The 25,465-nt window shown below is 50.9% G+C and carries 22 protein-coding genes; 11 read left to right on the top strand and 11 right to left on the bottom strand.

Going from position 1 to position 25,465, the window contains the following annotated elements; genetic code table 11:
* The first annotated feature begins 53 nt into the window (after nucleotides 1-53).
* From METBU_RS24040 to METBU_RS0112395, 3 genes are all read left to right on the top strand, one after another.
* A complete protein-coding gene (locus METBU_RS24040) occupies nucleotides 54-401 on the top strand; it encodes a type II toxin-antitoxin system VapC family toxin (RefSeq protein ID WP_017840935.1) in 348 nt (115 codons plus the stop codon).
* Between the two features lie 434 nt (nucleotides 402-835).
* Complete coding sequence (gene pip / locus METBU_RS0112400) at nucleotides 836-1,792, top strand: prolyl aminopeptidase (RefSeq protein WP_017840932.1); 957 nt, start codon at nucleotides 836-838, stop codon at nucleotides 1,790-1,792.
* Nucleotides 1,793-1,796: 4 nt separating this feature from the next.
* The gene (locus tag METBU_RS0112395) at nucleotides 1,797-2,372 is read left to right on the top strand and encodes a UbiX family flavin prenyltransferase (protein ID WP_017840931.1); all 576 of its coding nucleotides are present in this window, start codon (nucleotides 1,797-1,799) and stop codon (nucleotides 2,370-2,372) included.
* Between the two features lie 277 nt (nucleotides 2,373-2,649).
* Here the strand turns inward: METBU_RS0112395 and pqqE are convergent, their stop codons facing one another.
* The 6 genes from pqqE to pqqA all read right to left on the bottom strand — a co-directional run bounded on the left by pqqE (nucleotide 2,650) and on the right by pqqA (nucleotide 6,648).
* Nucleotides 2,650-3,777, bottom strand: a complete 1,128-nt coding sequence (pqqE, locus tag METBU_RS0112390) for a pyrroloquinoline quinone biosynthesis protein PqqE (RefSeq protein WP_017840930.1) — start codon at nucleotides 3,775-3,777, stop codon at nucleotides 2,650-2,652.
* Nucleotides 3,755-4,027 (bottom strand): pyrroloquinoline quinone biosynthesis peptide chaperone PqqD, encoded by a 273-nt coding sequence (gene pqqD / locus METBU_RS0112385; RefSeq protein WP_014147097.1) that lies wholly within the window; start codon nucleotides 4,025-4,027, stop codon nucleotides 3,755-3,757. Before pqqD ends, pqqE begins: the two co-directional genes overlap by 23 nt.
* A gap of 85 nt (nucleotides 4,028-4,112) precedes the next feature.
* On the bottom strand, nucleotides 4,113-4,673 hold the full coding sequence (locus METBU_RS24035; RefSeq protein ID WP_017840929.1) for a Uma2 family endonuclease: 561 nt from the start codon (nucleotides 4,671-4,673) through the stop codon (nucleotides 4,113-4,115).
* A gap of 31 nt (nucleotides 4,674-4,704) precedes the next feature.
* The gene (pqqC, locus tag METBU_RS0112375) at nucleotides 4,705-5,436 is read right to left on the bottom strand and encodes a pyrroloquinoline-quinone synthase PqqC (RefSeq protein ID WP_017840928.1); all 732 of its coding nucleotides are present in this window, start codon (nucleotides 5,434-5,436) and stop codon (nucleotides 4,705-4,707) included.
* Nucleotides 5,437-5,458: 22 nt separating this feature from the next.
* Nucleotides 5,459-6,373 carry a pyrroloquinoline quinone biosynthesis protein PqqB gene (pqqB, locus tag METBU_RS0112370; RefSeq protein ID WP_017840927.1) on the bottom strand — a complete coding sequence of 305 codons (915 nt, stop codon included), beginning with the start codon at nucleotides 6,371-6,373 and terminating at the stop codon, nucleotides 5,459-5,461.
* A 200-nt stretch (nucleotides 6,374-6,573) separates the two neighbouring features.
* Nucleotides 6,574-6,648 carry a pyrroloquinoline quinone precursor peptide PqqA gene (gene pqqA / locus METBU_RS26350; protein ID WP_006892363.1) on the bottom strand — a complete coding sequence of 25 codons (75 nt, stop codon included), beginning with the start codon at nucleotides 6,646-6,648 and terminating at the stop codon, nucleotides 6,574-6,576.
* Between the two features lie 403 nt (nucleotides 6,649-7,051).
* On the opposite strand from pqqA, the gene METBU_RS0112365 reads away from it, so the two are divergent.
* From METBU_RS0112365 to METBU_RS0112355, 3 genes are all read left to right on the top strand, one after another.
* The gene (locus METBU_RS0112365) at nucleotides 7,052-7,261 is read left to right on the top strand and encodes a hypothetical protein (RefSeq protein WP_014147102.1); all 210 of its coding nucleotides are present in this window, start codon (nucleotides 7,052-7,054) and stop codon (nucleotides 7,259-7,261) included.
* A 334-nt stretch (nucleotides 7,262-7,595) separates the two neighbouring features.
* On the top strand, nucleotides 7,596-8,144 hold the full coding sequence (locus METBU_RS0112360; protein WP_017840926.1) for a cytochrome b: 549 nt from the start codon (nucleotides 7,596-7,598) through the stop codon (nucleotides 8,142-8,144).
* A gap of 119 nt (nucleotides 8,145-8,263) precedes the next feature.
* On the top strand, nucleotides 8,264-9,277 hold the full coding sequence (locus tag METBU_RS0112355) for a quinone-dependent dihydroorotate dehydrogenase (protein ID WP_017840925.1): 1,014 nt from the start codon (nucleotides 8,264-8,266) through the stop codon (nucleotides 9,275-9,277).
* Nucleotides 9,278-9,335: 58 nt separating this feature from the next.
* On the opposite strand, the gene METBU_RS0112350 is transcribed toward METBU_RS0112355, so the two are convergent.
* Nucleotides 9,336-10,205, bottom strand: a complete 870-nt coding sequence (locus METBU_RS0112350) for an EamA family transporter (RefSeq protein WP_017840924.1) — start codon at nucleotides 10,203-10,205, stop codon at nucleotides 9,336-9,338.
* 499 nt (nucleotides 10,206-10,704) lie between these two features.
* On the opposite strand from METBU_RS0112350, the gene METBU_RS0112340 reads away from it, so the two are divergent.
* Nucleotides 10,705-15,870: a RecQ family ATP-dependent DNA helicase gene (locus tag METBU_RS0112340; protein ID WP_017840922.1), complete on the top strand. Its 5,166-nt coding sequence runs from the start codon at nucleotides 10,705-10,707 to the stop codon at nucleotides 15,868-15,870.
* A gap of 319 nt (nucleotides 15,871-16,189) precedes the next feature.
* Here the strand turns inward: METBU_RS0112340 and METBU_RS0112335 are convergent, their stop codons facing one another.
* Nucleotides 16,190-16,753: a hypothetical protein gene (locus METBU_RS0112335; protein ID WP_017840921.1), complete on the bottom strand. Its 564-nt coding sequence runs from the start codon at nucleotides 16,751-16,753 to the stop codon at nucleotides 16,190-16,192.
* A 565-nt stretch (nucleotides 16,754-17,318) separates the two neighbouring features.
* On the opposite strand from METBU_RS0112335, the gene METBU_RS0112330 reads away from it, so the two are divergent.
* Together METBU_RS0112330 and METBU_RS0112325 are read left to right on the top strand one after the other, a co-directional pair.
* The gene (locus tag METBU_RS0112330; protein ID WP_017840920.1) at nucleotides 17,319-18,248 is read left to right on the top strand and encodes an Rpn family recombination-promoting nuclease/putative transposase; all 930 of its coding nucleotides are present in this window, start codon (nucleotides 17,319-17,321) and stop codon (nucleotides 18,246-18,248) included.
* A gap of 429 nt (nucleotides 18,249-18,677) precedes the next feature.
* Nucleotides 18,678-20,312: an ABC-F family ATPase gene (locus METBU_RS0112325; protein ID WP_017840919.1), complete on the top strand. Its 1,635-nt coding sequence runs from the start codon at nucleotides 18,678-18,680 to the stop codon at nucleotides 20,310-20,312.
* Nucleotides 20,313-20,734: 422 nt separating this feature from the next.
* Here the strand turns inward: METBU_RS0112325 and METBU_RS0112320 are convergent, their stop codons facing one another.
* Together METBU_RS0112320 and hcp are read right to left on the bottom strand one after the other, a co-directional pair.
* Nucleotides 20,735-21,760 (bottom strand): 2Fe-2S iron-sulfur cluster binding domain-containing protein, encoded by a 1,026-nt coding sequence (locus tag METBU_RS0112320; protein ID WP_026130194.1) that lies wholly within the window; start codon nucleotides 21,758-21,760, stop codon nucleotides 20,735-20,737.
* Nucleotides 21,761-21,783: 23 nt separating this feature from the next.
* Nucleotides 21,784-23,448: a hydroxylamine reductase gene (gene hcp, locus METBU_RS0112315; protein ID WP_017840917.1), complete on the bottom strand. Its 1,665-nt coding sequence runs from the start codon at nucleotides 23,446-23,448 to the stop codon at nucleotides 21,784-21,786.
* A gap of 94 nt (nucleotides 23,449-23,542) precedes the next feature.
* Here hcp and METBU_RS0112310 point away from each other — a divergent pair, with 94 nt between their 5' ends.
* The gene (locus METBU_RS0112310; protein WP_017840916.1) at nucleotides 23,543-24,232 is read left to right on the top strand and encodes a Crp/Fnr family transcriptional regulator; all 690 of its coding nucleotides are present in this window, start codon (nucleotides 23,543-23,545) and stop codon (nucleotides 24,230-24,232) included.
* 117 nt (nucleotides 24,233-24,349) lie between these two features.
* On the top strand, nucleotides 24,350-24,604 hold the full coding sequence (yidD, locus tag METBU_RS26340) for a membrane protein insertion efficiency factor YidD (RefSeq protein ID WP_175421656.1): 255 nt from the start codon (nucleotides 24,350-24,352) through the stop codon (nucleotides 24,602-24,604).
* 229 nt (nucleotides 24,605-24,833) lie between these two features.
* Here yidD and METBU_RS0112305 read toward each other — a convergent pair whose 3' ends face one another.
* Nucleotides 24,834-25,223, bottom strand: a complete 390-nt coding sequence (locus tag METBU_RS0112305; protein ID WP_017840915.1) for a hypothetical protein — start codon at nucleotides 25,221-25,223, stop codon at nucleotides 24,834-24,836.
* Nucleotides 25,224-25,465: the final 242 nt, after the last annotated feature.

Here is a 25,465-nt window from a genome sequence, read left to right as displayed (position 1 = left end):
CTTTTTGCTTTTGGTCGCTTGTCAAATGATGACAAGGCTGTAAAATTCAGCTTGTGAACATTGTATCCGACACCAGTATATTTTTAGCGGTGGTTCTTGATGAGCCGGAAAGAGAGAGTATCATCCAACATACTTCGGGGGCCAGTATCTATGCTCCTGAAATATTACCATATGAAATCGGTAATGCTTTATCCGCGATGATCAAGCGAAAGCGGTTAACCCGGGCGGAAGCTTTGATCGCTCAAAATACCACGAGCAAAATACCAGTACGGCTTATTAAAGTAGATATTTATGAGGCATTACAATTAGCGATTGACTTTAATATTTATGCTTATGATGCCTATTTTTTGCAATGCGCAAGATTATTGTCTTGTCCTTTGATGACACTCGACAAAAAATGAAGCAAGTTGCACAAGATCTGGGTATTGAGGTAGTGAGGTAAGCAGAGTGAAAGTTGTTACTTATTCTGAAGCGAGACGGCATCTAGCTGAGTTATTGGTTAATGCTCAAACAGAGGAAGTCGAAATACACAGAAAAGACGGAGCGGTCTTTTCGTTAAAAGCGAAAAGCGAAAAATACTCGTCCCCTTTTGACGTGTCGGGAATCAAAACCAAAGCAACAACCGACGATATTTTGGAAGCGCTTCGAGAATCCAGGAGTAGGGGGTGAGCGAAGCAAAGCCCATCACCAAGACCGATCCGATGGGCTTCATTGCATTCATTCTACAGCATTGGGCGTTCATGCGGGCCGGGGTTTGCCGCGACTCTGATGGCATAAGCACTCCTTTATCAATGTTTTGATTCAGGCTGAATTACCTTCGCCCCTATATAATTTAATGAAAACCCTCTATCCCGAAATATCCCCATTCGATACGTTCTTTCTGAACGCCGGCAAGCACTCGGTCTATGTCGAGCAATGCGGCAATCCGGACGGTCTGCCCGTGGTGTTTTTGCACGGCGGGCCGTGTTCCGGCATCAAGCCCGATCATCGGCGTTTTTTCGACCCCGAAAGATACCGCATCATTCTATTCGACCAGCGAGGCTGCGGGCAGTCGCTGCCGTTTGGTGAATTGGAAGGTAATGATACAGCTGGCTTGATCGATGATATGGAGCGTATCCGTATTCAATTGGGTATCGAGCAATGGCTGGTCTTCGGCGGTTCATGGGGTGGCGCGCTTGCCTTGTTGTATGCCCAGCAGCATACCGAACGGGTGCTCGGTTTGCTCATTCGCGGTGTCTTTCTGGCTCGGCAAAAAGATTTGGATTGGTTTATCAAGAACGGAGCGGGGCGCATCTATCCGGAACAATGGTCGCGCTTGGCCGATTGCATTTCCGCCGAATTTGAGCAGGACCCGGTGCAAGGTTTGTGCGATGCATTATGGGGCGAAGACGAGTTGGCGCGTCTGCGCGCGGCGAAAGAATGGACCGCTTGGGGTGGGCAAGTCGCTTTGGGTTCCGATTTCAAACCGGTGCCGCATGAGAAACACGCGACGCATAAGATGCTCGAACAAGTCCGCATGGAACTGCATTATGCGAGAAATGCTTATTTCATCGAAGAAAATCAGATTCTCGACAATTGCGCCTGCTTAAAGGCTATTCCGACGATAATCATCCACGGCCGCAACGATTTGGTCTGTCCGATAGAGGCCGGTTGGCGATTGCATAAAGCGATGCCGCATGCCGAATTCATCGTATTGCCGAATGCCGGGCATATCGCACAAGGCAAGGATATGATCGACGCCTTGGTGTCGGCGACCGACAAAATGGCCGATAAGCTTCCTTGGAATCAATAAAGTCATGAATACAAAAAAACGACTCGTCATCGGCATTACCGGCGCGACCGGCGCGATTTACGGACTTCGATTTCTGCAAGTGTTGCGAGAAAAGACGGACTGGGAAACGCATTTAGTCATTTCATCGGCCGGTTTGGTCAATCTGAAGCATGAGATGGCTATGTCGCGCAAACAGCTCTATGAATGGGCGGATGTGACGCATGAGATAAACGACGTCGCTGCGACAATCGCGAGCGGCGGTTTCAAGACCGAAGGCATGATCATCGCGCCGTGTTCGATGAAAACCTTGGCGGCGGTTGCGCACGGTTTCGGCGATAACTTGATTTCGCGCGCGGCCGACGTCGTGCTGAAGGAGCGTCGGTGTTTGGTGATCATGCCGCGCGAAACGCCGTTGAATCTCGCGCATATCCGCAACATGGCGGCCGTGACCGAAATGGGCGGCATCATCTATCCGCCGATGCCGGCTTTCTACAATAAATCGAACTCGATCGAAGCGATGGTCGACGACGGAGTAGGTCGGATTCTGGCGATGTTCGGCGTCGAAACCGAGGGATTGTTCACGCCTTGGGAGGGTTTGTAAGAGAATCGATGTAGGGTGCCGCATCGCGCACCTTTTGTGAGATGTAATCGAAGCGTAGTCCTCGGGAAAAGGTATGCAGTGTGTACCCCATAAGCGCCAACTTAGTGCCTATTCTATGGTGCGTTTATGGCTTTACTCGTCATATCGGTATGGGTTGTCGATATCCATGTTGTATGGATGTGGTGCTACGCATTGCCATCCGTGGCCCTGGATTCCGCCAATCCCTGGCGGAATGACGAGTTTCTTCCTTAAGTTGGGGCTTATGAATGTGCGTACCCTACGCAAAATCCCGCGAATTTTTGCTGTTTCGGAAAATCAGCGGCTTTTCGCCTGGCGCCAATGATGCGGACTTCGCCGAGTCGATGGCTTCTTGTACGACATATCGGTTTGGCGATTTACTGCAGACCGGGTCGGTGTTGTACATATCGCCGGTCAACAAATAGGCTTGGCAGCGGCAGCCGCCGAAGTCTTTTTCCTTTTCGTCGCAACTGCGGCAGGGTTCCTTCATCCAGTCGAAACCGCGGAAAAAATTGAAGGCCTTCGACTCGTTCCAGATTTCCTCGATGCTGTAATCGTTCACGTTCGGGCAATCCAGCCCCGGCAATTCGCGCGCCGAATGGCAAGGCAGAGCGACGCCGTCCGGCGCGATCGTCAGAAAAGTCGTGCCCCAGCCGTTCATGCAGGCTTTCGGGCGGTCTTCGTAATAATCCGGCACGACATAATAAATTTTCATTTTGCCGGCGACTTTTTCTTTATAGGCCTGAGCGATCGCTTCGGCCTGTTCGAATTGTTCCCGGGTCGGTAGCAACAGGTCCCGGTTGGCATGCGCCCAGCCGTAATATTGCGTGTTCGCGAGCTCCAGATAATCGGCGCCGAGTTCTTCGGCCATTTCGAGAATCTGTTGCATTTGATGAATGTTTTCGCGGTGAATCACGACGCACAGGACCATCGGGTAGCCGTGTTTCTTGACTAGATGAGCGACTTCTCTCTTATGCTCGTAAGAAACGGTGCCGGCGATATGGTCGTTCAATTCCTGCGTGCTGGCCTGAATGCTGACTTGAATGTGGTCGAGCCCGGCTTGTTTCAGTTCGACGATGCGCTCTTCGGTGAGGCCGTAACCCGAGGTGATCAGGTTCGAATAATAACCCAATTCGCGCGCGTGCCTGACCAGTTCGGACAAATCGCGGCGGACCAGAGGTTCGCCGCCGGACAAGCCCAGTTGCACCGCGCCCATCTTGCGGGCCTGTAACAAGACGCGCTTCCAGTCTTCGGTCGAAAGTTCCGATGAATGTTTCGCGTAATCGAGCGGATTCGAGCAATAAGGACACTGCAGCGGGCATGCGTAGGTCAGCTCGGCCAGCAGCCAGCGCGGAGGGGTAATGTTAATCTTGTCTGATCCAGCCATTTTGTAGTGCTACTTCCAGAAATGCGATGATGTCGTTACGAAGACCCGTGGTTTCGAACTTTCGTTCCAATTCGTCGACGATTTGCTGCGGTTTACGGTTGCCGTCGCAAAGCTTTAGGATTTCGGCGGAGCTTTGATTGAGCTCGACCATGCCTTCGGGGTACAGGATCACGTCTTTTTGTTGCGCTTCTTCCCATTGCAGCCGGTGCGTCGGCGAGAAGCGGATGTTTTTGTCCGGGTCGATGGTCATAGTGCTTTGATTCGAATAATGGCTAATGGTAATGCCGAAAAATTTTCAAGTATGCAGGTTGCGGTGAGGTTCCGGTTTTGCTTTTTCAATCAAGTAGGCTGCCTAAGTTGATTGAAAGGCAATCGAATTGAATCGATTGCACGGATTCATCGGCATGGTAAATGTGCTGCATTTTATAGCTGTTTTCAAGCGGTTCGGTAAAGCAGGCCACCGTTTTTTTGTCGATATCGATTAGCCAGCACTCGGGAATCGCATATTTGGCATAGAGCGGTATTTTGGTGTTCAAGTCGTAACTGGCGGTCGAGTCGGACACCTCAATCAGCAACAGAATTTCGTTCGCTTCCGGATGTCGTGTTCGATAAAAATCGGTTTTAGGTTCGACGGCCGCCAAGTCGGGTTGCGGCACGGAAAAATCGCCGAGCCGCACCGGGTCTTGAATGCGCACGATTGCTCGGTCGCTCAGTTGTTTTATCAAGGCACTGGCCAAAAAACTGACGATGCTTGCATGCCTGCTGCCAATCGGCGCCATATCGAAAAACTCTCCATCAATCAATTCAATGCGGGAGTCTTCATCGAACAGGCCGCGTTCCGCCATGCGATCGTAATCGGAAATGCTGAACAAATGTTTTTGTATCGCCGTTTGCATGACATTCTCCCATCACAGGATTCGTTGTCGGTCAAGGTTTGACATTGAAATACGGTGGCATCTCATTGATATACGCCATGTACATCGCATCGGCCATCGTCCAGAGCACATTTAGCTTAAATTGCAGGATTTCGACCATGCGTTCTTGTTGTTCGCGGGTTTTGAACCAGTCCAGCGTCAATTCCAGTCCGTGTTCGACATCGCGGCGTGCTTCGGAGAGACGCTTGCGAAAATAAATGTAACCTTCTTTTTCGACCCATGGGTAATGCGTCGGCCAGTTGTCGAGGCGTTGCTGATGAATTTTCGGCGCGAACAGTTCGGTCAACGACGAACTGGCGGCCTCGTGCCAATCGGCGCGGCGCGCGAAGTTGACATAGGCGTCGACCGCGAAACGCACGCCGGGTAGTACATATTGCAATGAGGTGATTTCATCGCGCGTTAGGCCGACCGCAATGCCGAGCCGAATCCAGGCTTCGATGCCGCCCGGATCGTTCGGATGGCCGTCATGATCCATTATGCGTTGAATCCAGATCGCGCGGGTCTTGCGATCCGGACAATTGGCCAGGATGTTAGCATCCTTGATCGGAATCATGACCTGATAATAATAGCGGTTCGCGACCCAGCCTTGGATTTGTTCCTTGGTCAGCTTGCCTTCGTTCATCAGCGTGTGATACGGATGGTGGATATGGTAATACTTTTCCATCCCGCGAAGCTGGGCTTCGAATTCTTCACGGGTCCAGGGTTTTGATTCGCTGTTGCTCATAGGATTTACCGGGAGGTCTCTTTTATAAATCGATTTCCATGCCGTCGTAAGATACTTCGATGCCGGCGGCATCGAGTGTTTTACGCTGCTCGGAATCTTCGTCCAAAATTGGATTGGTGTTATTAATATGGATTAATATTTTACGAGTATTCGGCACCCCGTTTAGCACTTCGATCATGCCGCCTGGGCCCGATTGCGGTAAATGGCCGATTTCGCGGGCGCGTTTGTGACTGATGTTTTGCGTGACCATTTCGTCGTCGGTCCAAAATGTGCCGTCGACCATCACGCAATCAACAAGTTGCATTGCATCCATCACATGCGGTTCAATCTCGCCGAGGCCCGGCGCGTAGAAGACTTTTTTTCCGGTCGAAATTTGTTCGATGATGACGCCGATATTGTCGCCGTCATGCGGGTCGTTTCGGTGCGGTGAATAGGGCGGCGCCTTGCTTTTCAGCGATTGCGTATAAAATTTCAAATCTTCGATGCTTGGAATCGTAAAGCTGCTGCCGTCTAGCGGAACCGGATGATGATTGACGGTGCAGTAATCTTCGAGCATTTTGAAGGTCGGGAAGCCGGTGCTGAGATCCTGTTTGACCATGTCACTGCAATAAATATCGAGCGGCTGCCGGCTTTCGCGCAGCATCAATAAACCGGTCGTATGATCGATTTGGCTGTCGATCAGCAGGATCGCCTTGATGCCGGTGTCGCGCACGCCTTCGCGCGGCTGTATCGCAGGGAATGCATGGAGCTGTGTCAGAATGTCCGGAGATGTGTTGAACAACAACCAATTCCGGTCGTCGGTACTGACCGCGATCGATGACTGAGTGCGGGGCTTGCCGTTCATTTCGTTGCGGCGAATACGATGACAATTGTGGCAGTTGCAGTTCCATTGCGGAAATCCCCCGCCGGCTGCCGAGCCGAGTACTCTGATTTTCATGGCATTGTTTCGAATGATTAAAAGAGCTGAATCATACGTCAATTAAAGGTTGTCCGCAAACGGCTAGGGCTTTGTTGCGGGGCGCTGAAAGGCTGGCAGCGTCATTTTATGTCAAGCCGGGAAAATTTCTTATTCGAAATAGGAATTCGATGCAAAAAAAAGGGGCTCTTACAAGCCCCTTTTTTATCCGACCGTAATAATTAACGGTTGTAGATATACATTGTTACTTCAAAACCGAAACGCAGGTCTGTGTAGCTAGGTGTTTCCCATTTCATAATCAATACCTCCAGAAGTATGTTTATAAGTGTTATGCCAGCTTGATCAAGTAAGCTAGGTCGGAAGTATACGACGATAATTTAGGCAAAGCAACCGATTGGTTTAGCGATCGGGCTGGGCTTTATACCTTTCGGACTTCAAATTTCGGCAGCGCCTGAGGAGGCGCAGGGGTTTTCGGCAAAGGCTTTGCCAGCATAGAGCCGGCATAGAGCCTATAGGGATGTATTCACGGCGCCCTTTGACGGACAGCCCGGCGTCGAATTTTGATCTAAGAGGGGTATAAGTCGCGACAAATCAAGATTCGTATCGCAATTTGCATTTTTTGCTTGAGCCATCGGAATGACAGCGTTATATTCCTGATTCCAATAAAAAAAATAATGTTATAAAAACGAGGAGGAAATCATGTCCGGTGATCTTATTCAATTGGTCGTGGCAATGTTAGTTATTGCTTTGGTGGCTTTTGCGCCACTGGGGTATTTTATATTGAAATTTACGCAAGAAAACGGCAAGCCGTTCGGTGAAATCGAACCGCATGGCGATAGTCCGTCTTTGGTCAACGATCTGGCGGAAAAGGCGATCGCGTTCGCGAAAGGTCTGATGTCTAAGCAATAATGCTTTAATTGTAGAGGGTTCCCGCGCTCTGCGTGGGAACCATTAAGTTAAACCGTCACAGAATAAGTAATTTTGGCATTCAGGCTCGAATGTGTTTTAAAAGCCTGCCATCCATGGCACTAGATTCCGCCAGTCCATGGCGGAATGACGGGTTTCCCTGTGTGAACCCGGCTTATAAGACGTGCCGAATTATAAATTGGCGAAGACGGCATTAAAAAATTTATTCACCATGAAGACAATGAAGAAAAATACTATAAAATCAACAGTCTAATTTTTCATGGTTATTTCGAAGCAATGAAAACCTTCACAGTCTCCGGAGCGAGGGAACAAAAAAATGAGTTGGAAAAACACGCCTCGACGTTACGGTTCGCTGGCGACCGGTCTGCATTGGCTAATGTTTATGCTGATGGTCGGGCTGTATGCCTGCATCGAATTGCGCGTACTGTACCCTAAAGGCAGCGATCCGCGCGAAGCGTTGAAAATGTGGCATTTCATGCTGGGGCTGTCGGTCGGTTTTTTGGTATGGCTGCGTCTGGCAGTGCGCCTGAGTAATGTCAAGCCGGCGATTGAACCCGCCATAGCCGCATGGCAAAAATATTTGTCTGTTGCCGTTCATTGGAGTCTGTACCTGTTGATGGTCGGCATGCCTTTGGCCGGATGGTTCATGCTGAGCGCAGCCGGTAAACCGATACCGTTTTTCGGGTGGGAACTTCCGGCGTTGATCGGCAAAGATCCGGAGCTCGCCAAAACAATCAAGGAAGTCCATGCGACGGTCGGCACGGTCGGATATTTCGTAATTGGCTTGCATGTCTTGGCCGCGCTGTATCATCATTATCTCGCGAAGGATGATGCGCTGGTTCGAATGTTGCCGTTCATAAAATGACACACAGCAGTCTTGACGTTATGAGTCAAGATTCCCACGCTTTTCCCGAAATGCGCCGGTGACGCTTCGTTGTCACGATTTTCCGGCGAAAACGATCAATTATTTTCACTCTTTTTCTAATGAACCTCTATCCATTAATTCGCCCGTTATTATTTTCCCTCGACCCCGAAGTCAGCCACAATCTAACCTTGAAGGCGCTGCAAGCCGCGTATCGATCGGGATTGTCATCGATGCTGTATCCTAAATTGCCTGTCAAGCCTGTCAACATCATGGGGCTCGAATTCAAGAATCCGGTCGGCTTGGCCGCCGGGCTCGACAAAAACGGCGATTATATCGATGCGCTGGCTGCCATAGGTTTCGGCTTTATCGAAATCGGCACGGTCACGCCGCGTTCGCAACCGGGTAATCCGAAACCGCGCCTGTTCCGTCTGCCCGAGCATCAGGCGATCATCAATCGCATGGGCTTCAATAATAAAGGCATCGATCATCTGTTGAACCGCGTCGAACACTGTCAATACAAAGGTGTGCTCGGCATCAACATCGGCAAGAATTTCGACACGCCGATCGAAAAGGCGGCCGAGGATTATTTGATCGGCTTGCGCAAGGCCTACCGCGCGGCCGGCTATATCACGATCAATATTTCCTCGCCGAATACGAAAAATCTTCGGCAATTACAGCAGGGCAACGAAATCAAGGGCCTGATTGCGGCATTGAAGGAAGAGCAGGTCAAATTGCAACGAGAACACGGCAAATACACGCCGCTGGCGCTCAAGATCGCGCCGGACTTGACGCCGGATGAAATCCGCCATATCGCAGCGCTATTGCTCGAGTTTGAAATCGACGCGGTTATTGCAACCAACACGACGATCGCAAGGGATGTAATCGCGGGCCATAAATTGGCCGAAGAGGCCGGCGGCTTGAGCGGCGGGCCGGTCAAGCAAAAATCGACCGAAGTCGTCGCTGCCTTGGCTGCAGAATTGAACGGCAAATTACCGATCATCGCAGCCGGCGGCATACTGAGCGGGGACGACGCATTAGAGAAAATACAGGCCGGCGCGAGTCTAGTCCAGGTTTACAGCGGCTTGATCTATAGCGGGCCGGAATTGGTCGCGGATATTTTGCAACGAATTTAATTCGGGGGTATGAGTGGAAAAACTCCGCGCGGAAACGTTGTGCCTGGTTTTCAATGGTTTAATGCCTCACTTGCAACACGATCAGGCTGCCGAGCACCATGACCAAGCTTGCCATCAAGCGGCGGAGCAAGTGAGGTTCATTGAAAATGCGGTGCCCGAGAAAAACTTGTAAAAGCATGCCCAATTGAAACAGCGCCAGCGCGTAAGCCACGAGCATATGCGACATCAACACCAGCGTCAGATATTGCATCACGAAAACCGAAGCGCCGGTGGCGGAAATCAATGATAGATGCGTTCGCGATTGCTTAAGGCTTTTCATCAACGGTTCTTGATTGAGATAAGCATTGGCCGCCAAAATCAGCGGCAAGCCGAACAATGACCAAAAAATCAAGGTTTCCAGCGGCGTCGAATGCTCGAGCGAGCCTTTCAGGAAAACCGTGCCGATCGAAAACAACAAGATAGAGAGAAACCTGGCTTGAACGCCCCGGTCGAGCAGCAATTGTCCAATCCGGCTTCCTGTCGCGTCGCTCGACGGGGGCATCAGCAAAAAACTGCCGCCGATGATGACCAAGACTCCGAAAAAACCCTGAGTCGAGGGTACCTCGCCAAGAAAAAGGAACGCCAACAACATCGAAAAAATAACTTTGTAGGCGTTGAGCGGTCCGAATACCGATAAGTCGGTTTTAGACAGCGACATCACCAAAAACATCCAACCGCCGACATCGAGCAAGGCGGCCAGAAACACATTCAGCCAAAATGACGGACTCAATCCCGAAAAGGCGAAATCAAACAGAAAGGGCGAGGATAATACGGACAATACGATATAGGTTGCCGCAACGATGTAAAACGGGTGCAAGCCTTGATGGGCGAGCTGCTTTTGAAAAACATTGGACATCGATGACAACATCAGGCGTCCAAAAACGAACATAATTTCCAAGAATACTTTTCCTACGTATATAAGACTGAGTGTGGCGCAAATGACACGCGTGGTGTCCTGTCATAAACCTAAATTCGGCAGTTTTACCATGAAGCACATGAAGTATTTCAAAAGGATATTCGTTAATTTTGAGTAACCTTTCAGTAGAGCAAAATTGTTTTGCACGACCATGGCAAGCTATTGAATTAAATTCTTATTCTTCATAATCTTCATGGTGAAATGCTTTTTCTAGGATAAAAGCTTTATCGAGGCAGGAACAATTTTCTCAACACACAGGATATCGCGATTATCGGCAAAGCCGCCCATTTTATACCCATCGTTAAACAAAAATAAGTTTTTCACTGTTTCCCAAGCTCCGCTTGCCGTCACGGGAAGCAGAGCTTCCGAGACTGCATTCCCAAGCAAAGAGCTTGGGAATGAGCCGAACATAAGAATAGTTTACAATCAATCGTTAAATAACTCCGCGCCTCAGCGCGAGAAATAGATAATTATGACAACGGACTGGCAAGCCTTTCAAAACGACTGTTGTAGCCTCGATCTCGAAACTAACGAAAACGGCGAGATTTTCGCGCTCGGCGGGCGTTTTCGAGGCCGGGAGTTTATTCGCAAAGCGCCTTTCGATATTCGAAGCGTCTTGGCCGAGTTCGACCGCTTTGCCGCCGAGGCCGGATGTCTCCTGGGCCATAACCTGCTCGGTCACGATTTGCCGGTTTGCCGCGCAATAGCACCGAATCATGCCTTTTTGAATAAACCGGTCGTCGATACGCTTTATCTGTCGCCGCTGGCCTTTCCCGAAAATCCCTATCATCGCCTCGTTAAGAATTACAAATTGGTGCGCGACGGCCTGAGCGATCCTTTGCTCGACGCCAAGTTGGCCGAGTCGCTGTTTCAGGATCAATGGAGTGTATTGCATGAACAGCAGCAAGCCTTCGGCACCGTGTCGTTTTATCATTACGCCTTTTCCGGCGATCCTGGTTTCAGCGGAATCTGCCGGATGATGGAGGCTGTCGGGGCCGTGTTACCGGGCGCCTCGCAAGCCTTCGATATATTCAAGCAAACGTCGTCTGGAAAAGTCTGCGAGACTGCGTTCAACAAAGTCGTGTTGTCATATCTGCCCGACCCTCGCTTGCGTCAAGCGTTGGCTTATTGCCTAGCCTGGCTGCGGGTCGCGGGCGGAAATTCGGTGCTGCCGCCATGGGTCCGGCAACGTTTTCACGACGTCGGCCCGGCCTTGAGTCAATTGCGCGATATTCCGTGCGGCAATCCGGCTTGCCGCTATTGTGCCGGCGTGCACGATCCGGTGAGCCAATTGACGCGCTATTTCGGCTTTCCGGCATTCCGGGAGGAACCGGCAAGCGATGACGGCGGCAGCTTACAGCAAGCGATCGTGCAGGCCGCGATGAGCGACCGGCCGTTGTTTGCGGTGCTGCCGACCGGCGGCGGCAAGTCGCTGTGTTTTCAATTGCCGGCATTGGTGCGCTATCAGCGGCGCGGCGTGTTGACGGTCGTGATTTCGCCGCTGCAGGCCTTGATGAAGGATCAGGTCGATAATTTGCGCAACAAGACCGGCGCGCCGAATGTTGCAGCGCTCTACGGTCTGTTGACCGCACCCGAGCGCGGCGAAGTGCTCAGGGCAATCCAAATGGGCGACATCGCGATACTCTATGTCTCTCCCGAGCAATTGCGCAATACCGGTTTTCAAAATGCGATCGCACAACGGGAAATCGGCTGCTGGGTGTTCGACGAAGCGCATTGTTTATCTAAGTGGGGGCATGATTTTCGGCCAGATTATCTCTATGCCGCGCGCTTCATCAAGGAATTTGCCGCGAAGCACCGCGCGCCGCAGCCGCCGGTGCAGTGCTTCACCGCGACCGCGAAGCAAGACGTCAAGGATGAAATCATCGACTATTTTCGCGCTCATTTGGGTCAGGAATTGGAGGTTTTCGAGGGCGGCGTCGAACGCAGCAATTTGCATTTCGAAGTGCAGACCGTCAATGCCGCCGACAAATACCCGCGCATCCACGCCCTATTGACCGAGCGCTTGACCGGCGAGACCGGCAGCGCGATCGTTTATTGCTCGACCCAAAAAAACACCGAAGCGGTGGCCGAGTTTCTGCAACAAGCGGGATGGCAAGCCGAGGCCTTTCACGCCGGCAAGGATGCGGCCGAGAAAAAGCATATCCAGGAAAACTTCGTCGGCGGCATCACCCGCGTGATTAGCGCGACCAATGCGTTCGGCATGGGTATCGACAAGGAAGACGTACGCTTGGTGATTCATGCCGACATTCCAGGCTCGCTCGAAAACTATTTGCAGGAAGCGGGGCGCGCCGGTCGCGACCGTCAGGATGCCGAATGCGTTTTGTTATTCGATGAGAACGATATCGACACGCAATTTAAACTATCGGCGCATTCGCAAATTACGCAACGCGATATCGCGCAGTTGCTTCGCGGAATCAGGCGATGCAAAAAAGACAAGTTCGGCAATGTCATCTTGACGGCCGGCGAGCTATTGCAAAACGATGCGGTCGACACGTCGTTCGGCAGCGACGATTATAACGCCGCGACCAAGGTCGTCACGGCGGTTTCTTGGTTGGAGCGGGCCGGTTTCGTCGAGCGCAACGAAAACCGTACGCAAGTTTTCCAGGGTCGACCGAAGGTCAAAAGTCTCGACGAAGCCGAAGCTAAGATCGATAAATTACCGCTTTCGCAACGTCAGAAAAAACGCTGGCTCGCGATTCTCGAAGAATTGTTCAATGCCGACAGCGACGAAGGCTTCAGCGCCGATCAATTGGCGATGCTCGGTGCGTTTGCCGAAAATGACGAAGACAAGCCCGGGGAAACGGCCAGCCAACGTGTGATTCGAACTTTATACGACATGGCCGAGCAGGGGCTGATTCAAAAAAGTCTGCTGCTGACTGCATTCATTCGCTACAAGGTGGCTCAATCATCGCAGGCTCAATTAACTGCCGTCTGCAAACTGGAGCGCGCGATGATCGCCGCAATGCGCGAATTAGCCCCCGATGCCGCAGGCGACGATTGGCAGGTCTTGTCGCTTCGGCATTTAAACCAACATTTGCTGGATCAAGGTTACGAACAAAGCCATTTGGAAGCGCTGCGCCTATTGTTGAATAGTCTAAGCCGGGACGGTTTGGGTTTGGCCGGTAACAAAGGCAGTCTATTTGTGCGTCATCGCGGGCTCGATCAATATGCGGTCAAACTAAACCGCGGCTGGCCCGCGCTGATTGCGACTGCCGAAAAACGGCAAGGCATCGCCAAGATCGTGTTGGATTGCATCGTCGGCCGGGTACCGGAAGGCGCGCCGCCGGCCGCCGATGTGCTGGTCGAATTTGCCGCCGAAGATTTGCTGTCGGCTTTGCGGCAGGATGCGGTCGCATTGGCGGAGGTGAAGGACCCGCTCGCGGCGGTCGAGCGGGCGCTGAATTTTTTGCACGAACAAAAAATCATTACCTTGCAAAAAGGCCTTGCGGTTTTCCGGCAGGCGATGACCATCAATGTCTTGCCGGAAGCAAAGTCGCGCCGCTACCGCAAGGGCGATTACGAGCCGCTGTCCCAGCATTACGGCGAACGGGTGTTTCAGGTGCATGTGATGAATGAATATGCGCGGCGCGGACTCGAAAAAATCGGTCAGGCGCTGGCTTTCGTCGTCGCCTATTTTTCGCTCGATAAGGCCGAATTCGTGCAGCGCTATTTTGCCGGGCGCAAGGAAATACTCGAACGCGCGGCCAGCCAACAAGCCTTTCAGCGCATCGCCTCCGATCTAAATAATCCCGAACAAATCGCGCTGGTCTCGGCGCCGGAAGACGACAATGCGCTGATTCTGGCGGGCCCCGGTTCCGGCAAGACGCGCGTCGTCGTGCACCGCTGCGCGTATTTGTTGCGCGTCAAGCAAGTCCCGGCTCAGGCGATTTTAGTGCTGTGTTTCAACCGTTCCGCCGCAAACGAAATTCGTCGGCGGCTGATCGAACTGGCCGGCGACGAAGCGCGCTACGTGACCGTGCAAACCTATCACGGTTTCAGCTTGCGCTTGACCGGACATGCCTTAAGCGGTTTGTACGGCGACGGCGAAGCCTCTGCTGAGTCGTTCGCCGAAATGATCGGCGAGGCGATAGCACTTTTGAAAGGCGAAAAAAATTTGCTCGGCGTCGAGCCGGACGCGGCTCGAGACCGCTTACTGGCAGGCTATCGTTTCATCCTGGTCGACGAATACCAGGATATCGACGCGGAGCAATACCGGCTCATTTCCGCGATTGCCGGGCGCAGTCTCGACGAAGACAGTAAATTGACGATCCTCGCGGTCGGCGACGACGATCAAAATATTTACCAATTTCGCGGCGCGAATGTCGAGTTCATCCGGCAATTTCAGCAAGACTATCAAGCGCATGTTCATTACTTAGTCGAAAATTACCGCTCGAGCGCTCATATCATCGCCGCCGCGAACGCCTTGATCGGACATAACCGGGATCGGATGAAACAACAGCATCCGATACGAATCAACAAACAGCGCGGCAACCTCGAACCCGGCGGGCGCTGGCAAGCGCTCGATACTTTAACGCGCGGCAGAGTCAGGCAAATCGATACCGTAGGCGAGTCGATGCAAGCCTTGCAGGTTGCCGAAGAACTCAAGCGGATGCGGCAATTAGACGTTCGCCTGCAATGGCCGAACTGCGCGGTACTTGCGCGCGAATGGCGCTATTTAAGTCCGGTCCGGTCCGTTTTGGAGGCGCAAGGCATTCCGGTCAGCATCGTGCTGCCGGCCGATCGAAGGCCGCCTCCGTTTCGTATCCGCGAAAACGCGGGCTTACTCGATGCGCTAAAAAATCATGCGGAACCGCTGACGCGCCCGTCGTATTGGCTCGATTGGCTGGGCGAACATTATGGCGAGCAACCGGGTAACCCCTGGCTGCTCCAGCTCAAAGAACTTCTCCTCGACTGGCGGAATGAAACCGGAGACGGCGAAACGGCCAACAGTCAGACTCTCGATTTCATCGCCGAAATGCTCGCCGAACAACGTCTCGACCGAACCTTCGGACAGGGCGTCTTGCTCGGCACTGTACATTCGGTCAAAGGTCTCGAATTCGATCATGTCGTGATAATCGACGGCGGTTGGAATTCGCGAGAGGGAGAAGAGCAGCGCCGTCTGCTCTATGTTGCAATGACCCGCGCGCGAGAAACGCTTTGCCTTATGCATCGTAAGGATCTTCGCAACCCCTATCTATCCGAGATACGAGGCGATCATTTGCTGATGACCGAAGCGCCGGAGCTCGATGCGCAAGATCGGCCAATCATTCTTCGCGATTACGAAATCCTAGGCTTAAAAGACTTCAACATCGGCTATGCCGGTTCATTTCCCGAACAACACTCGATACACCGGCGTCTCGCGGAATTAAAACCGGGCAGCGAACCGAATTTCGCCCGTATCAACGGTAAATTGGTTTTGCAATCCGGCGGCGAAACCGTAGCCGCGTTGTCGCAAAAAGCCCAACACGAATGGGCGGACAAATACGTCAATGCGGAAAAAACGACTGTGCTTGCGATGATCCGCCGCCATGCCGAAGACGGGGAGGAGCAATACCGCAAGCGCTGTCAATGCCCGGTTTGGGAAGTGCCTTTCGTCGAAGTCGTGTGCCGGGGGTAGAAAACAGTGACTCTGAAATGTAACCTGACCCTTTTTTCTAGACCCTTTTTTCTACTTTTTTCTAGCAAGTTTGAAGACGGCGGCCTATGCCCGACAAAAACGCCATAAATCCAGTCCTAAATAATTGTAAGAAAGTACCCGCCCTTTTTTTGTGTTGAATTTCCAGAAGCGCTGTACCATGCGGCCGCTCGCGCAGCAGATCTCAAAAGGAATAGAGTCAGGTCTAGAGTAAAGAGCTCTTATTCTTGTGAACAATAACCTCAATCGCCGTTCTTATTTTCCTTGATTCGCGGCCACCCCCCGCTTTTTTTTCTTGGATTTATTGCATGGGTGTTTGCAAATTGCTCCGATCGCCGACAACGAATGTGTTTAGCCACGATGTCGGCCAGCCTCGCTGTTCTTTGAAATAGCGTATCGATACGATGGTTGGGATGTCTGCATTACTGAAAGTCGTGTGCTTGCCTCCGCTTTGAGTTGCGTTGGTTTGAGCGGTCCATTGTTCACCGAGGCAATTTTGAATCGTGTCGATGCCGTATTGGTAGTTGTTGATAGCCTTTTCTTCGTCCTTACCCGTTCTCCATTCGCAAGCATAGTCGAATAATCCGGCCGCCCATTCCCAAACCTGACAACTGTCGGCTCTTGGGAAAAGTTTGTCGGCTTCCCAGACGGAAAGACGCTTGCTGGGTGTCAGAGCTTTTTTGGTATTGTTGAAATGGTTCGGATGGTCCGCTATCAGCGCTTTCAAATGAGTGCAGGCTTGGGCTTCGGATATCTGTTCGGGTTTCGTTGTGGTATTCGTGCACGCGGAAATTGAGAAAGTCGCGATACAGACGGAAAACAGCAAGAATTTATCGAGCGGGTTTTGAGGTTTTGGTTGAGTCATGATTTATCCAACAATTTGGTTCGATTGGTTGTGTGATAGTGACCTGCGCTCCTGTCGGAATATGACCGAAACCCGCAGTCATAGAATCATTCCTACTGATTCTCAGGCAAATCCGTCTGCCAAGTTGAATAGGCTGTTTGCTTATTCTTAAAATTATGATTGACTCTAGATGCTAGATGGTAATATTTTCGATGTCAAGCTTAACGACATTGCCGGAAACCATTCGAGTATCAAAAACTGGGGTCATAAAAACTGAGGTCAGATACAAATTATTTACTCCCTTTTGATTGAAAAACCGTCAAAGAATAAAAGGCATGGGATGTGTCTATCGAGGACCGCCGCGAACCCATCCATGGGGGCTTGGCGGCATCTCGAGCGCCAAGGATGGCGTGAATGCAGATTTTGCAGGAGCAAAAATCTTCCCTGCTGCCGACATCCTCGCTAGCCACTCCCCATACCTTCATGAAGTTAGCTAATTTTTGAGTATAAACGGAGTAGGAAATAAAAGGCACAAGCTGAATCATGCTAAACTTGGCCTCATGTTGTATTGTCTTTGTCCTAACTCATGAAAGAAAAGTACATCAATCTATTCACCGATTTTGGCTTTAAAAAAGCCTTTGGCGAAGAGGCAAGTAAAGAGCATTTGATCAGCTTTCTGAATACCTTACTGCCGGAACACCACCAAATTCACGAATTACAATTCTGTAATAACGAATATCAAGGCGCGACGGCGCTGGACCGCAAAGCCATCTTTGATCTGAATTGCGTCAGCGCGACCGGTGAATATTTTATTGTCGAGCTGCAAAAAGCCAAACAGAACTTCTTGAAAGACCGCAGCGTTTTTTACTCCACCTTCCCGATTCAACAGCAAGCCCAACGTGGCGACTGGGATTTTAGACTATCGGCTGTCTACACCATCGGCATCCTGGACTTTGTGTTTGATGATGAGGACAATGCCCAGCGCGATGAAGTCATCCATCGGGTGCAATTGAAAAACCAGCATCATCAGGTGTTTTACGACAAGCTGACCTTTATCTACTTGACCTTGCCCAACTTCAGGAAAACGGAAGACCAACTCGACACCCTGCAAGACAAATGGTTCTTTTTGTTCCGCCATTTGCATGAACTGGACGACATCCCGCCGCGTTTGCGTGAAAAAGTCTTTTTGAGTTTGTTTGAAAAAGCGAGCATTGCCCGTTTTGAGCCCGAAGAGCGTCAGGCGTATGAGTCCAGCCTGAAATATTATCGCGATTTGAAAAATGTGATTGATACAGCACGAGAAGAGGGACGGGAAGAAGGTAGGGAAGAAGGTAGGGAAGAGGGGCGAGAGGAAGGCCAGCGTGCCTTGCTTCACCGCCTGATAACACTCAAATACGGTGCATTACCTGAAGATATTGTCTTGAAATTGGCACAGGCGGATACCGTGCAGTTAAGGCGTTGGTCTGAACGCATCCTGACCGCAGACACGTTAGCGCAATTATTTGCCGATCAATAATGCCTCACCCCTAAACTCTGCTTGGCCTATCATCATGAGATTGAGGCCAGTTCTTCATTTGATACCATGAACGGAATAGGCATAAGCCCAATTTGTTGTCTATTCTATGGTGCGTTTATGGCCTTATTTGTCATATCGGTATGGACTGTCGATATCCAGGTTATATGGATGTGAAGCTACGCATTGCCATCCGTGGCACTGGATTCCGCCACAAATCCGTATGGAACGGATTTGCATTTATCCGAAGGGCTCCGGGCAGGATAGCCCGGAGTGAATCCTTGGCGGAATGATGCGTTCCTTTCTTAAATTGTCGCTTATGGGCAGTCTCGTTATTCCAAGCCGATCGGCTCTTTTTGAAAACTAGATGTTTTTTCGCTCGGATGGGCGTAATTTTAATTAACTCTCTTTTACCCTGCTAAACCGGTTAAAATGGGCGGTTTTTTACAACACTTATACATCCGGAACAAAATCTTGATTTCAACAGCTAATATCACCATGCAATTCGGGGCAAAACCCCTGTTTGAAAATATTTCCGTCAAATTCGGTGAGGGCAACCGTTACGGCCTGATCGGCGCTAACGGCTGCGGTAAATCGACCCTCATGAAGATTTTAAGCGGCGAACTGGAACCTTCCGGCGGTAACGTTAGTATCGGTCCTAATGAACGTTTGGGCAATTTGCGGCAGGATCAATTTGCGTTCGAGACGTTTACGGTACTGGATACTGTTATTATGGGCCATGAAGAGCTATGGCGCATTAAACAGGAGCGCGACCGCATTTATTCGCTGCCGGAAATGAGCGAAGAAGAAGGAATGCAAGTTGCCGAGCTGGAAGTGGAGTTCGCGGAACTGGACGGTTATACTGCCGAATCCCGCGCCGGCGAATTGCTGCTGGGCTTGGATATTCCGCAGGAACAACATGCCGGATTGATGAGTGCCGTTGCGCCCGGCTGGAAATTGCGCGTCTTGTTAGCGCAAGCCTTATTCGCCGATCCCGATATTCTGCTGTTGGATGAGCCGACTAACAACCTTGATATCAACACGATTCGCTGGCTGGAAAACATTTTGAACGAGCGCGACTCGACGATGATTATTATTTCGCATGACCGCCACTTTTTAAATAGCGTCTGTACGCACATGGCGGATTTGGATTATGGCGAACTGCGTATTTATCCGGGGAATTACGACGAATACATGACCGCGGTCACCGAAGTGCGCGAACGTCTGCTGGCCGGCAATGCTAAAAAGAAAGCCCAAATTGCCGAGTTGCAAACCTTCGTCAGCCGGTTTTCGGCCAATGCCTCTAAAGCCAAGCAAGCCACTTCACGCGCCAGACAATTGGAAAAAATCAAGCTGGACGAAGTGAAGCCGTCTAGTCGAGTCAATCCCTTCATTCGTTTCGATCAAGATAAAAAGCTGCATCGCTTGGCGTTGGAAGTGGAAGGTTTGAGCAAAGGCTACGGTGCCGAACCCTTGTTCAAAAATCTCAAGCTCGTGGTTTCGGTCGGCGAACGCGTCGCCGTGATCGGTCCTAACGGCATTGGTAAAACCACCTTGCTCCGCACACTGGTGCGCGATTTGATTGCCGATGAAGGGGTAATAAAATGGTCCGAAAATTCCAGCGTCGGTTATTATGCGCAGGATCATGGCGGCGATTTTGCCGAAGACATTACCCTAACGGAATGGATGGGGCAATGGAGGCAGCCTGGCGATGACGATCAAACTATTCGCGGCACTTTAGGCCGCTTGTTGTTTTCGCAGGACGACATTCACAAATCTGTCAAAGTGCTGTCCGGCGGCGAAAAAGGCCGGATGCTGTTCGGCAAATTGATTTTGCAAAAAAACAATATCATGGTCATGGACGAACCGACCAACCACTTGGATATGGAATCGATCGAATCTTTGAATACCGCGCTGGAAAATTACCCCGGAACGCTGATTTTCGTCAGCCATGACCGCGAGTTCGTGTCCTCGTTGGCAACGCGGATTATTGAATTGACTCCGCAGGGCATCGTCGATTTTAACGGCAATTATGAAGATTATTTAGCCAGCCAAAGTTTGAATTGAGGCTAAGGATTTCGCGACAAATAACTTCCCGGACCTATGACTTAGTGTAGGGTTTGCTTTTCTGGTACCCACGGTCCTCGGTTCTTCGTTATATATAAATCGTAGTTACAGCCTTGCCATTTTAGCCAATGTGACCTCGATACCATTTATTGTTACCTTACGTACCCTGCTTCGAAATCGCGATCTGGGGATCGCTCCCACAGAGAAATCTACCCCCTTGTGGGAGCGCGCCTTCGTCGCGATTATCGAAGCGATTACTCCTTTTATTCTCAGACGGTTTTTCAATCAAAAGGGAGTAATGCACAAGCACCAAGGGTCTTGCCGGACAACAAGGCGATCCAGTTTTCGACCGTTTCTTATTAACCGATAGGATTAAGACTTTCTGGTTCCCACGCTGGAGCGGTGGGAACGTAAGTCCATTATCAGCCGAACTTTTCCGAAAAAATCCGCGTTTCGGCAATGCCTGAATCCATAGCGATTTGCGTGGCCGCTGTAACCAATAAAGGCGGGCCGCATAAGTAAATGTCGTAATCGCCCGACTGCTGCTGTAAATAGTACTGCAATGCGTCGGCCGGTGTTCCGCTAGAACCTGCCCAGTCGGTTTCCGGTTGCCAGACGCAAACAGTCACGGTCAAACCGGGCAATTGCTGCTGCAAGCCTTGCAGCTCATCGACACAAAACAACTCGCTTTCGCGGTTAACACCGAATATCAAATGAATAACCCGGTCTTCTCCCCATTCGGCCATTCGGCGCAGAATAGATAGAAACGGCGCCAAGCCGGTCCCGCCTGCAATAAAAATCGCCGGATTGATGCTATCGGCTTGCAGGCCGAAAGCGCCGCCGGGACCGTAAACATTCAGCACCTGTCCTACATTCGCGCGCTGGCTTAGATAGCCGGAAAACCGGCCTTCGGGTTGCAAGCGAATTAAAAACTCCATTTCTCCTTGCCAGTTTCCGGTATTGGCTAGCGAATAAGCGCGCCGAATACCGCTTCCCGGAATCTCCAACTCCATGCACTGGCCCGGCTCGAATTCAACAGCGAGGCCATTTTGCTCGTCTTGCCACGATAACCGCAAGCGCATCGTTCTTTCGGCGATGGTTTCCAGCTGGCTAATGACGGCTTGCCGGGCTTCATTCCGGCCGAAATTGATGTGCGCATAGTCATACGGCGCGGTGATTTGCAGATCGGTTTTAGGGTAGGTTCTGCACAACAAAACATCGCGCCGCTGTACGGATTCATCGGGTAACATGCTTGCGTTGTAATGACCCAAGTCGTAATCCCCCTCCGCGCAATGTCCTAAACAAGCGCCGCAACCGCCGTCTCTGCATAAAGACGGCAAGAGAACGCCGGTGTTTTCGGCGGCGCTGATGATATCGCTTTGATCCGGGCAGCTAAAGTCCAAACGCTGTCCGTCACGCGTGGTCAATGTTATGTGATGTTCCGGCATAATTACCTCCGTTACTTGATTCATTAGGCGGCTTTTTGTAGCGCATCGCGAATATCGTCGGTAGCCGTGCCGGTGGCTTTTAAGTCGAATGCCTCGCTCAGTTTAGCCAATAAGGCCGGGGTCAAGAATGCCGGCAGGGTCGGGCCGAGACGAATGCCGCGAATGCCCAGCGCCAGCAAGGTCAATAGCACCGCAACGGCTTTTTGTTCAAACCAGGAGATCATCATTGACAACGGTAAATCGTTGACGCCGCAATCGAAAGCCTTGGCTAATGCGGACGCGACTTGAATGGCTGAATAGGCGTCGTTGCATTGGCCCATGTCCAGCAAACGAGGAATGCCGCCTATGGCACCGAAATCGTGGCTGTTGAAGCGGTATTTGCCGCAACCGAGGGTTAGAATCACGCTATCGTCGGGAGCTTGTTCGGCCACTTCGGTAAAATAATTCCGGCCCGGCGCCGCGCCGTCGCAACCGCCGATCAAAAAGAAATGTTGAATCGCTCCGGTTTTGACCGCGTCAATGACTTTATCGGCAACTCCCATTACGGCATCGCGACCGAAACCGACGTTAATCAAGTGTTCCGGTTCATCTTTGGTAAATCCGGGCAGCGCGTGAGCGGCGGCTATCACCGGCGCAAAATCCCCGTTTTGAATATGTCTGACGCCTGGCCAACCCACCGGTCCCGCGGTAAAGATCCGTTGCCGATAGGCATGGGCCGGCTCGACTAGACAATTGGAGGTCATCAAGATAGGTCCCGGAAACGCGGTAAAATCGTTATGCTGATTTTGCCAGGCCGACCCGTAATTACCCGACAGATGCGGATAGGCTTTTAATTTGGGATAGGCGTGCGCCGGCAGCATTTCACCGTGGGTGTAGACATTGATCCCCAGTCCTTGAGTCTGCTCCAGCAATTGCGCCAGGTCATGCAGGTCGTGACCGCTGACCAAGATGGCTTTACCTTTGACCGGCGCCAGATTGACCGTGCCGGGTTGCTGGGCGCCGAAACTGCCGGTATTGGCGGCATCCAACATGGCCATAACCCGATAGTTCAATTCACCGATGCGTAATGCCCACGCCAATAGCGCATCGGCATCGGTCGGATGAGTCGCCAGAAATTCCAGCGCTTGTTCAAAGCCGGCGTAAATGTCATCGTCGCGATAGCCTAGCATCAAGGCGTGATAAGCATAAGCGGCAGCGCCTTTGATACCATACAACAGCATGGCCCGCAAACCGATGATGTCCTCGCCTACTTGCGCTAATTCCACATTGATCGCCGCCTCTTTCGCCTGTATCAACAAGCCCGGCATAGTGCCGGCGGGCTGCCACTGGGCCGGACCGCCCAAATCTTCAACCGCCTCGCCTTGCTGTGCGGCCAGTTCTTGATAGTGTGATTTGAGTTGGTCACGCCATTGAGCGGTTTCTTTGATCAATTGCGCAAATCGGTTGGCATTGAAATTAACATTGGTCAGCGTGGTGAATAAGGCATAGAGCATGAATTCATCGGCTTTAGGTTGCGCCTCGCCCAATTTCCGTAAGCGGGTCGCATATTGAGCGATGCCTTGCAGGCCGTATATCATCAAGTCTTGTAAATCGGCGGTCGTTTCATCTTTACCGCATACGCCTTTGACTTCCTGGCAGCCGCTACCGGTTTCGGAACGGGTGGTTTGTTCGCATTGATAGCAAAACATAATTTCTCCTGATTGGACGTTGGTGAATTGAAGTGGTTGCCAGGATAAGCGCTCAGCTATTACAGTGTCCTTGACTTACATCAAGAGGATTTTTATGCGGGACGAAATACGAGAGCAGTTATGCCGGCATTATTTATTTGCCAGTTTGGATGACGAGCAATTCGACCGGGTGCTTTGCGGAGTGCAGGGGCTAAACGTGCAGGAAGGCGGTCACTTGTTTCATTTCGGCGATCAGGCCCGCTATTTTTATTTTCTAATTCGCGGGCAAATTCAGCTTTACCGGCTTTCAGCCGGCGGCGAGGAAAAAGTGATTGAGATCATTGCGCCAGGGCAAACCTTTGCCGAAGCGGTGATGTTTTTCAAAATCCATGCTTATCCGGTGAGCGCCAAAGCCGTGTTGCACAGCGAGTTATATCGGATCGACATGGCGATAGTCATCGGTATGCTTCAGGAATCCAATGAGCTGTGTTTACGCTTGCTGGGCGGTATGAGCCGGCGCCTGCACGGTGCTATTCAAGACATTGATCAGTTAACGCTGCAAAATGCCAGCATGCGCGTTATTCAGTTATTGCTGAATTCGGCTCCCGACGGCTCAGCTAGCCATTACAATCTAGAATGGGAAACACCCAAACAAGTTTTGGCTTCCCGCTTGTCGGTTCGGCCCGAGACTTTTTCCCGTATTTTGCAACAATTGAGCCGAAAAGGCTTGATCTCGGTCCAAGGCAAAACGGTGGAAGTGCTGAATGTGAATGCCTTGCAGCGTGAATTGGATTGGACCAATTAAGATCATTTCCACGCTCTTCGAGGGAATGCCGGCATTGGATGCCCTAATAGGCTTAATTATGTTTGGCGTTGGGTTAAACTTAAGCGCAGTTTGTGTTGGTTTTTGGAGAATTCGACGATGTTGACTAAAGGGTTGCAATTTTTGTTGCTTGGAATTGTTCGATTTTATCGGCTTGTCATTTCTCCGCTTTTACCTCCTTCGTGCCGGTATCAGCCCACTTGTTCCGAATATGCGATAGAAGCGATCACTCGACATGGTCCATTTGTAGGCTTGTGGTTGACGTTAAAAAGACTCGGTCGATGTCATCCGTGGGGCGGTCACGGCTATGATCCGGTTCCGCCCAAAGAGTCGGGTACGGCCAAGAAGTCTTGATTATTCGCTACTTTCCGGCAAATCGATACTCAACACCCATATATGATGGTACCTGGGTCTGGACCGGTCGTCGGTTCGGTGCTGTGGAAAGGTGCGCGATGCGCACCCTACGCTGCTCTAAATACCTTGGAAATTGTTGGTGTTCATAAGTTATAAAGCGCCAGTTACTATCTCTAAATCCATAAAACAGTCATTCTTTCTGACCTGAAAATCGGTAAATTTCGGCGTTTTATTTTTTGGTCATGAAAAAATAATTTGATGGGCATTTAAGAATCATTTTGTCGTTCTCTTTTTCGATTGCGGCACAGGTTTCCATTCTGGAGCGGCCCGGTGCTGCTTGTTTGACTAATTTGCCGTCCTCGACCGAATAGTTCAGTACTGCTCGCAGTTGATCGATTCTGGCGTGAGCGTCTGATTCTTGAGATTTTCCTTCCATCGTACCGTCTTCTCGGAATGTCCAAATCGTATTCAAGCTTCTTGATTTAGTGCCTTCGCGGTCGACAGATTCCTTATCGATTTGCCAGGAGCCGATTAGGTCCGCTTGAGTCAATTGGACATCGGCATTCACGGAAAAAGAGAAGAATAGGATTGCTAAAGCAGAAAATTTAATGAATTGCATGATTGAAACCTTTTGGGGTCGTTTTTAGAGGCGAGCATTGTAGCATGGAAAGGCCTTTCTATGAGTAGGGTAAATAAATAATAACCTAGTATATTCATAGGTTTATGGTGGGTGTTCTCGTGATTATCGGTAGGAGTCCTGATTGCGTTCATGGGTAAAAATTCGGAAGGGTAAAGTGGATCGGTATAATTCTAGCGTTAGAGTCGCTTGAGATAGTTGTTCGTGAATGAGAGAATAAAGGC

The sequence above is a fragment of the Methylotuvimicrobium buryatense 5G genome (genome assembly GCF_000341735.1).
Lineage (GTDB): Bacteria > Pseudomonadota > Gammaproteobacteria > Methylococcales > Methylomonadaceae > Methylotuvimicrobium > Methylotuvimicrobium buryatense.
The sequence above is the reverse complement of the archived record's forward strand: the minus strand, read 5'-3'. Positions and strand labels throughout refer to the sequence as shown.

Excerpts from the sequence above, each read along its gene's own strand:
- pip (WP_017840932.1), top strand. The coding sequence starts at position 836 with ATGAAAACCCTCTATCCCGAAATATCCCCATTCGATACGTTCTTTCTG.
- pqqD (WP_014147097.1), bottom strand. The coding sequence starts at position 4,027 with ATGACCATCGACCCGGACAAAAACATCCGCTTCTCGCCGACGCACCGG.
- METBU_RS0112350 (WP_017840924.1), bottom strand. The coding sequence starts at position 10,205 with ATGTTCGTTTTTGGACGCCTGATGTTGTCATCGATGTCCAATGTTTTT.
- pqqB (WP_017840927.1), bottom strand. The coding sequence starts at position 6,373 with ATGAAAATCAGAGTACTCGGCTCGGCAGCCGGCGGGGGATTTCCGCAA.
- METBU_RS0112305 (WP_017840915.1), bottom strand. The coding sequence starts at position 25,223 with ATGCAATTCATTAAATTTTCTGCTTTAGCAATCCTATTCTTCTCTTTT.
- METBU_RS0112365 (WP_014147102.1), top strand. The coding sequence starts at position 7,052 with ATGTCCGGTGATCTTATTCAATTGGTCGTGGCAATGTTAGTTATTGCT.
- METBU_RS0112360 (WP_017840926.1), top strand. The coding sequence starts at position 7,596 with ATGAGTTGGAAAAACACGCCTCGACGTTACGGTTCGCTGGCGACCGGT.
- hcp (WP_017840917.1), bottom strand. The coding sequence starts at position 23,448 with ATGTTTTGCTATCAATGCGAACAAACCACCCGTTCCGAAACCGGTAGC.
- METBU_RS0112340 (WP_017840922.1), top strand. The coding sequence starts at position 10,705 with ATGACAACGGACTGGCAAGCCTTTCAAAACGACTGTTGTAGCCTCGAT.
- METBU_RS0112330 (WP_017840920.1), top strand. The coding sequence starts at position 17,319 with ATGAAAGAAAAGTACATCAATCTATTCACCGATTTTGGCTTTAAAAAA.
- METBU_RS0112355 (WP_017840925.1), top strand. The coding sequence starts at position 8,264 with ATGAACCTCTATCCATTAATTCGCCCGTTATTATTTTCCCTCGACCCC.
- METBU_RS0112320 (WP_026130194.1), bottom strand. The coding sequence starts at position 21,760 with ATGCCGGAACATCACATAACATTGACCACGCGTGACGGACAGCGTTTG.
- METBU_RS24035 (WP_017840929.1), bottom strand. The coding sequence starts at position 4,673 with ATGCAAACGGCGATACAAAAACATTTGTTCAGCATTTCCGATTACGAT.
- pqqE (WP_017840930.1), bottom strand. The coding sequence starts at position 3,777 with ATGGCTGGATCAGACAAGATTAACATTACCCCTCCGCGCTGGCTGCTG.
- METBU_RS0112335 (WP_017840921.1), bottom strand. The coding sequence starts at position 16,753 with ATGACTCAACCAAAACCTCAAAACCCGCTCGATAAATTCTTGCTGTTT.
- pqqC (WP_017840928.1), bottom strand. The coding sequence starts at position 5,436 with ATGAGCAACAGCGAATCAAAACCCTGGACCCGTGAAGAATTCGAAGCC.
- yidD (WP_175421656.1), top strand. The coding sequence starts at position 24,350 with ATGTTGACTAAAGGGTTGCAATTTTTGTTGCTTGGAATTGTTCGATTT.
- METBU_RS0112310 (WP_017840916.1), top strand. The coding sequence starts at position 23,543 with ATGCGGGACGAAATACGAGAGCAGTTATGCCGGCATTATTTATTTGCC.
- METBU_RS0112325 (WP_017840919.1), top strand. The coding sequence starts at position 18,678 with ATGGGCGGTTTTTTACAACACTTATACATCCGGAACAAAATCTTGATT.
- METBU_RS0112395 (WP_017840931.1), top strand. The coding sequence starts at position 1,797 with ATGAATACAAAAAAACGACTCGTCATCGGCATTACCGGCGCGACCGGC.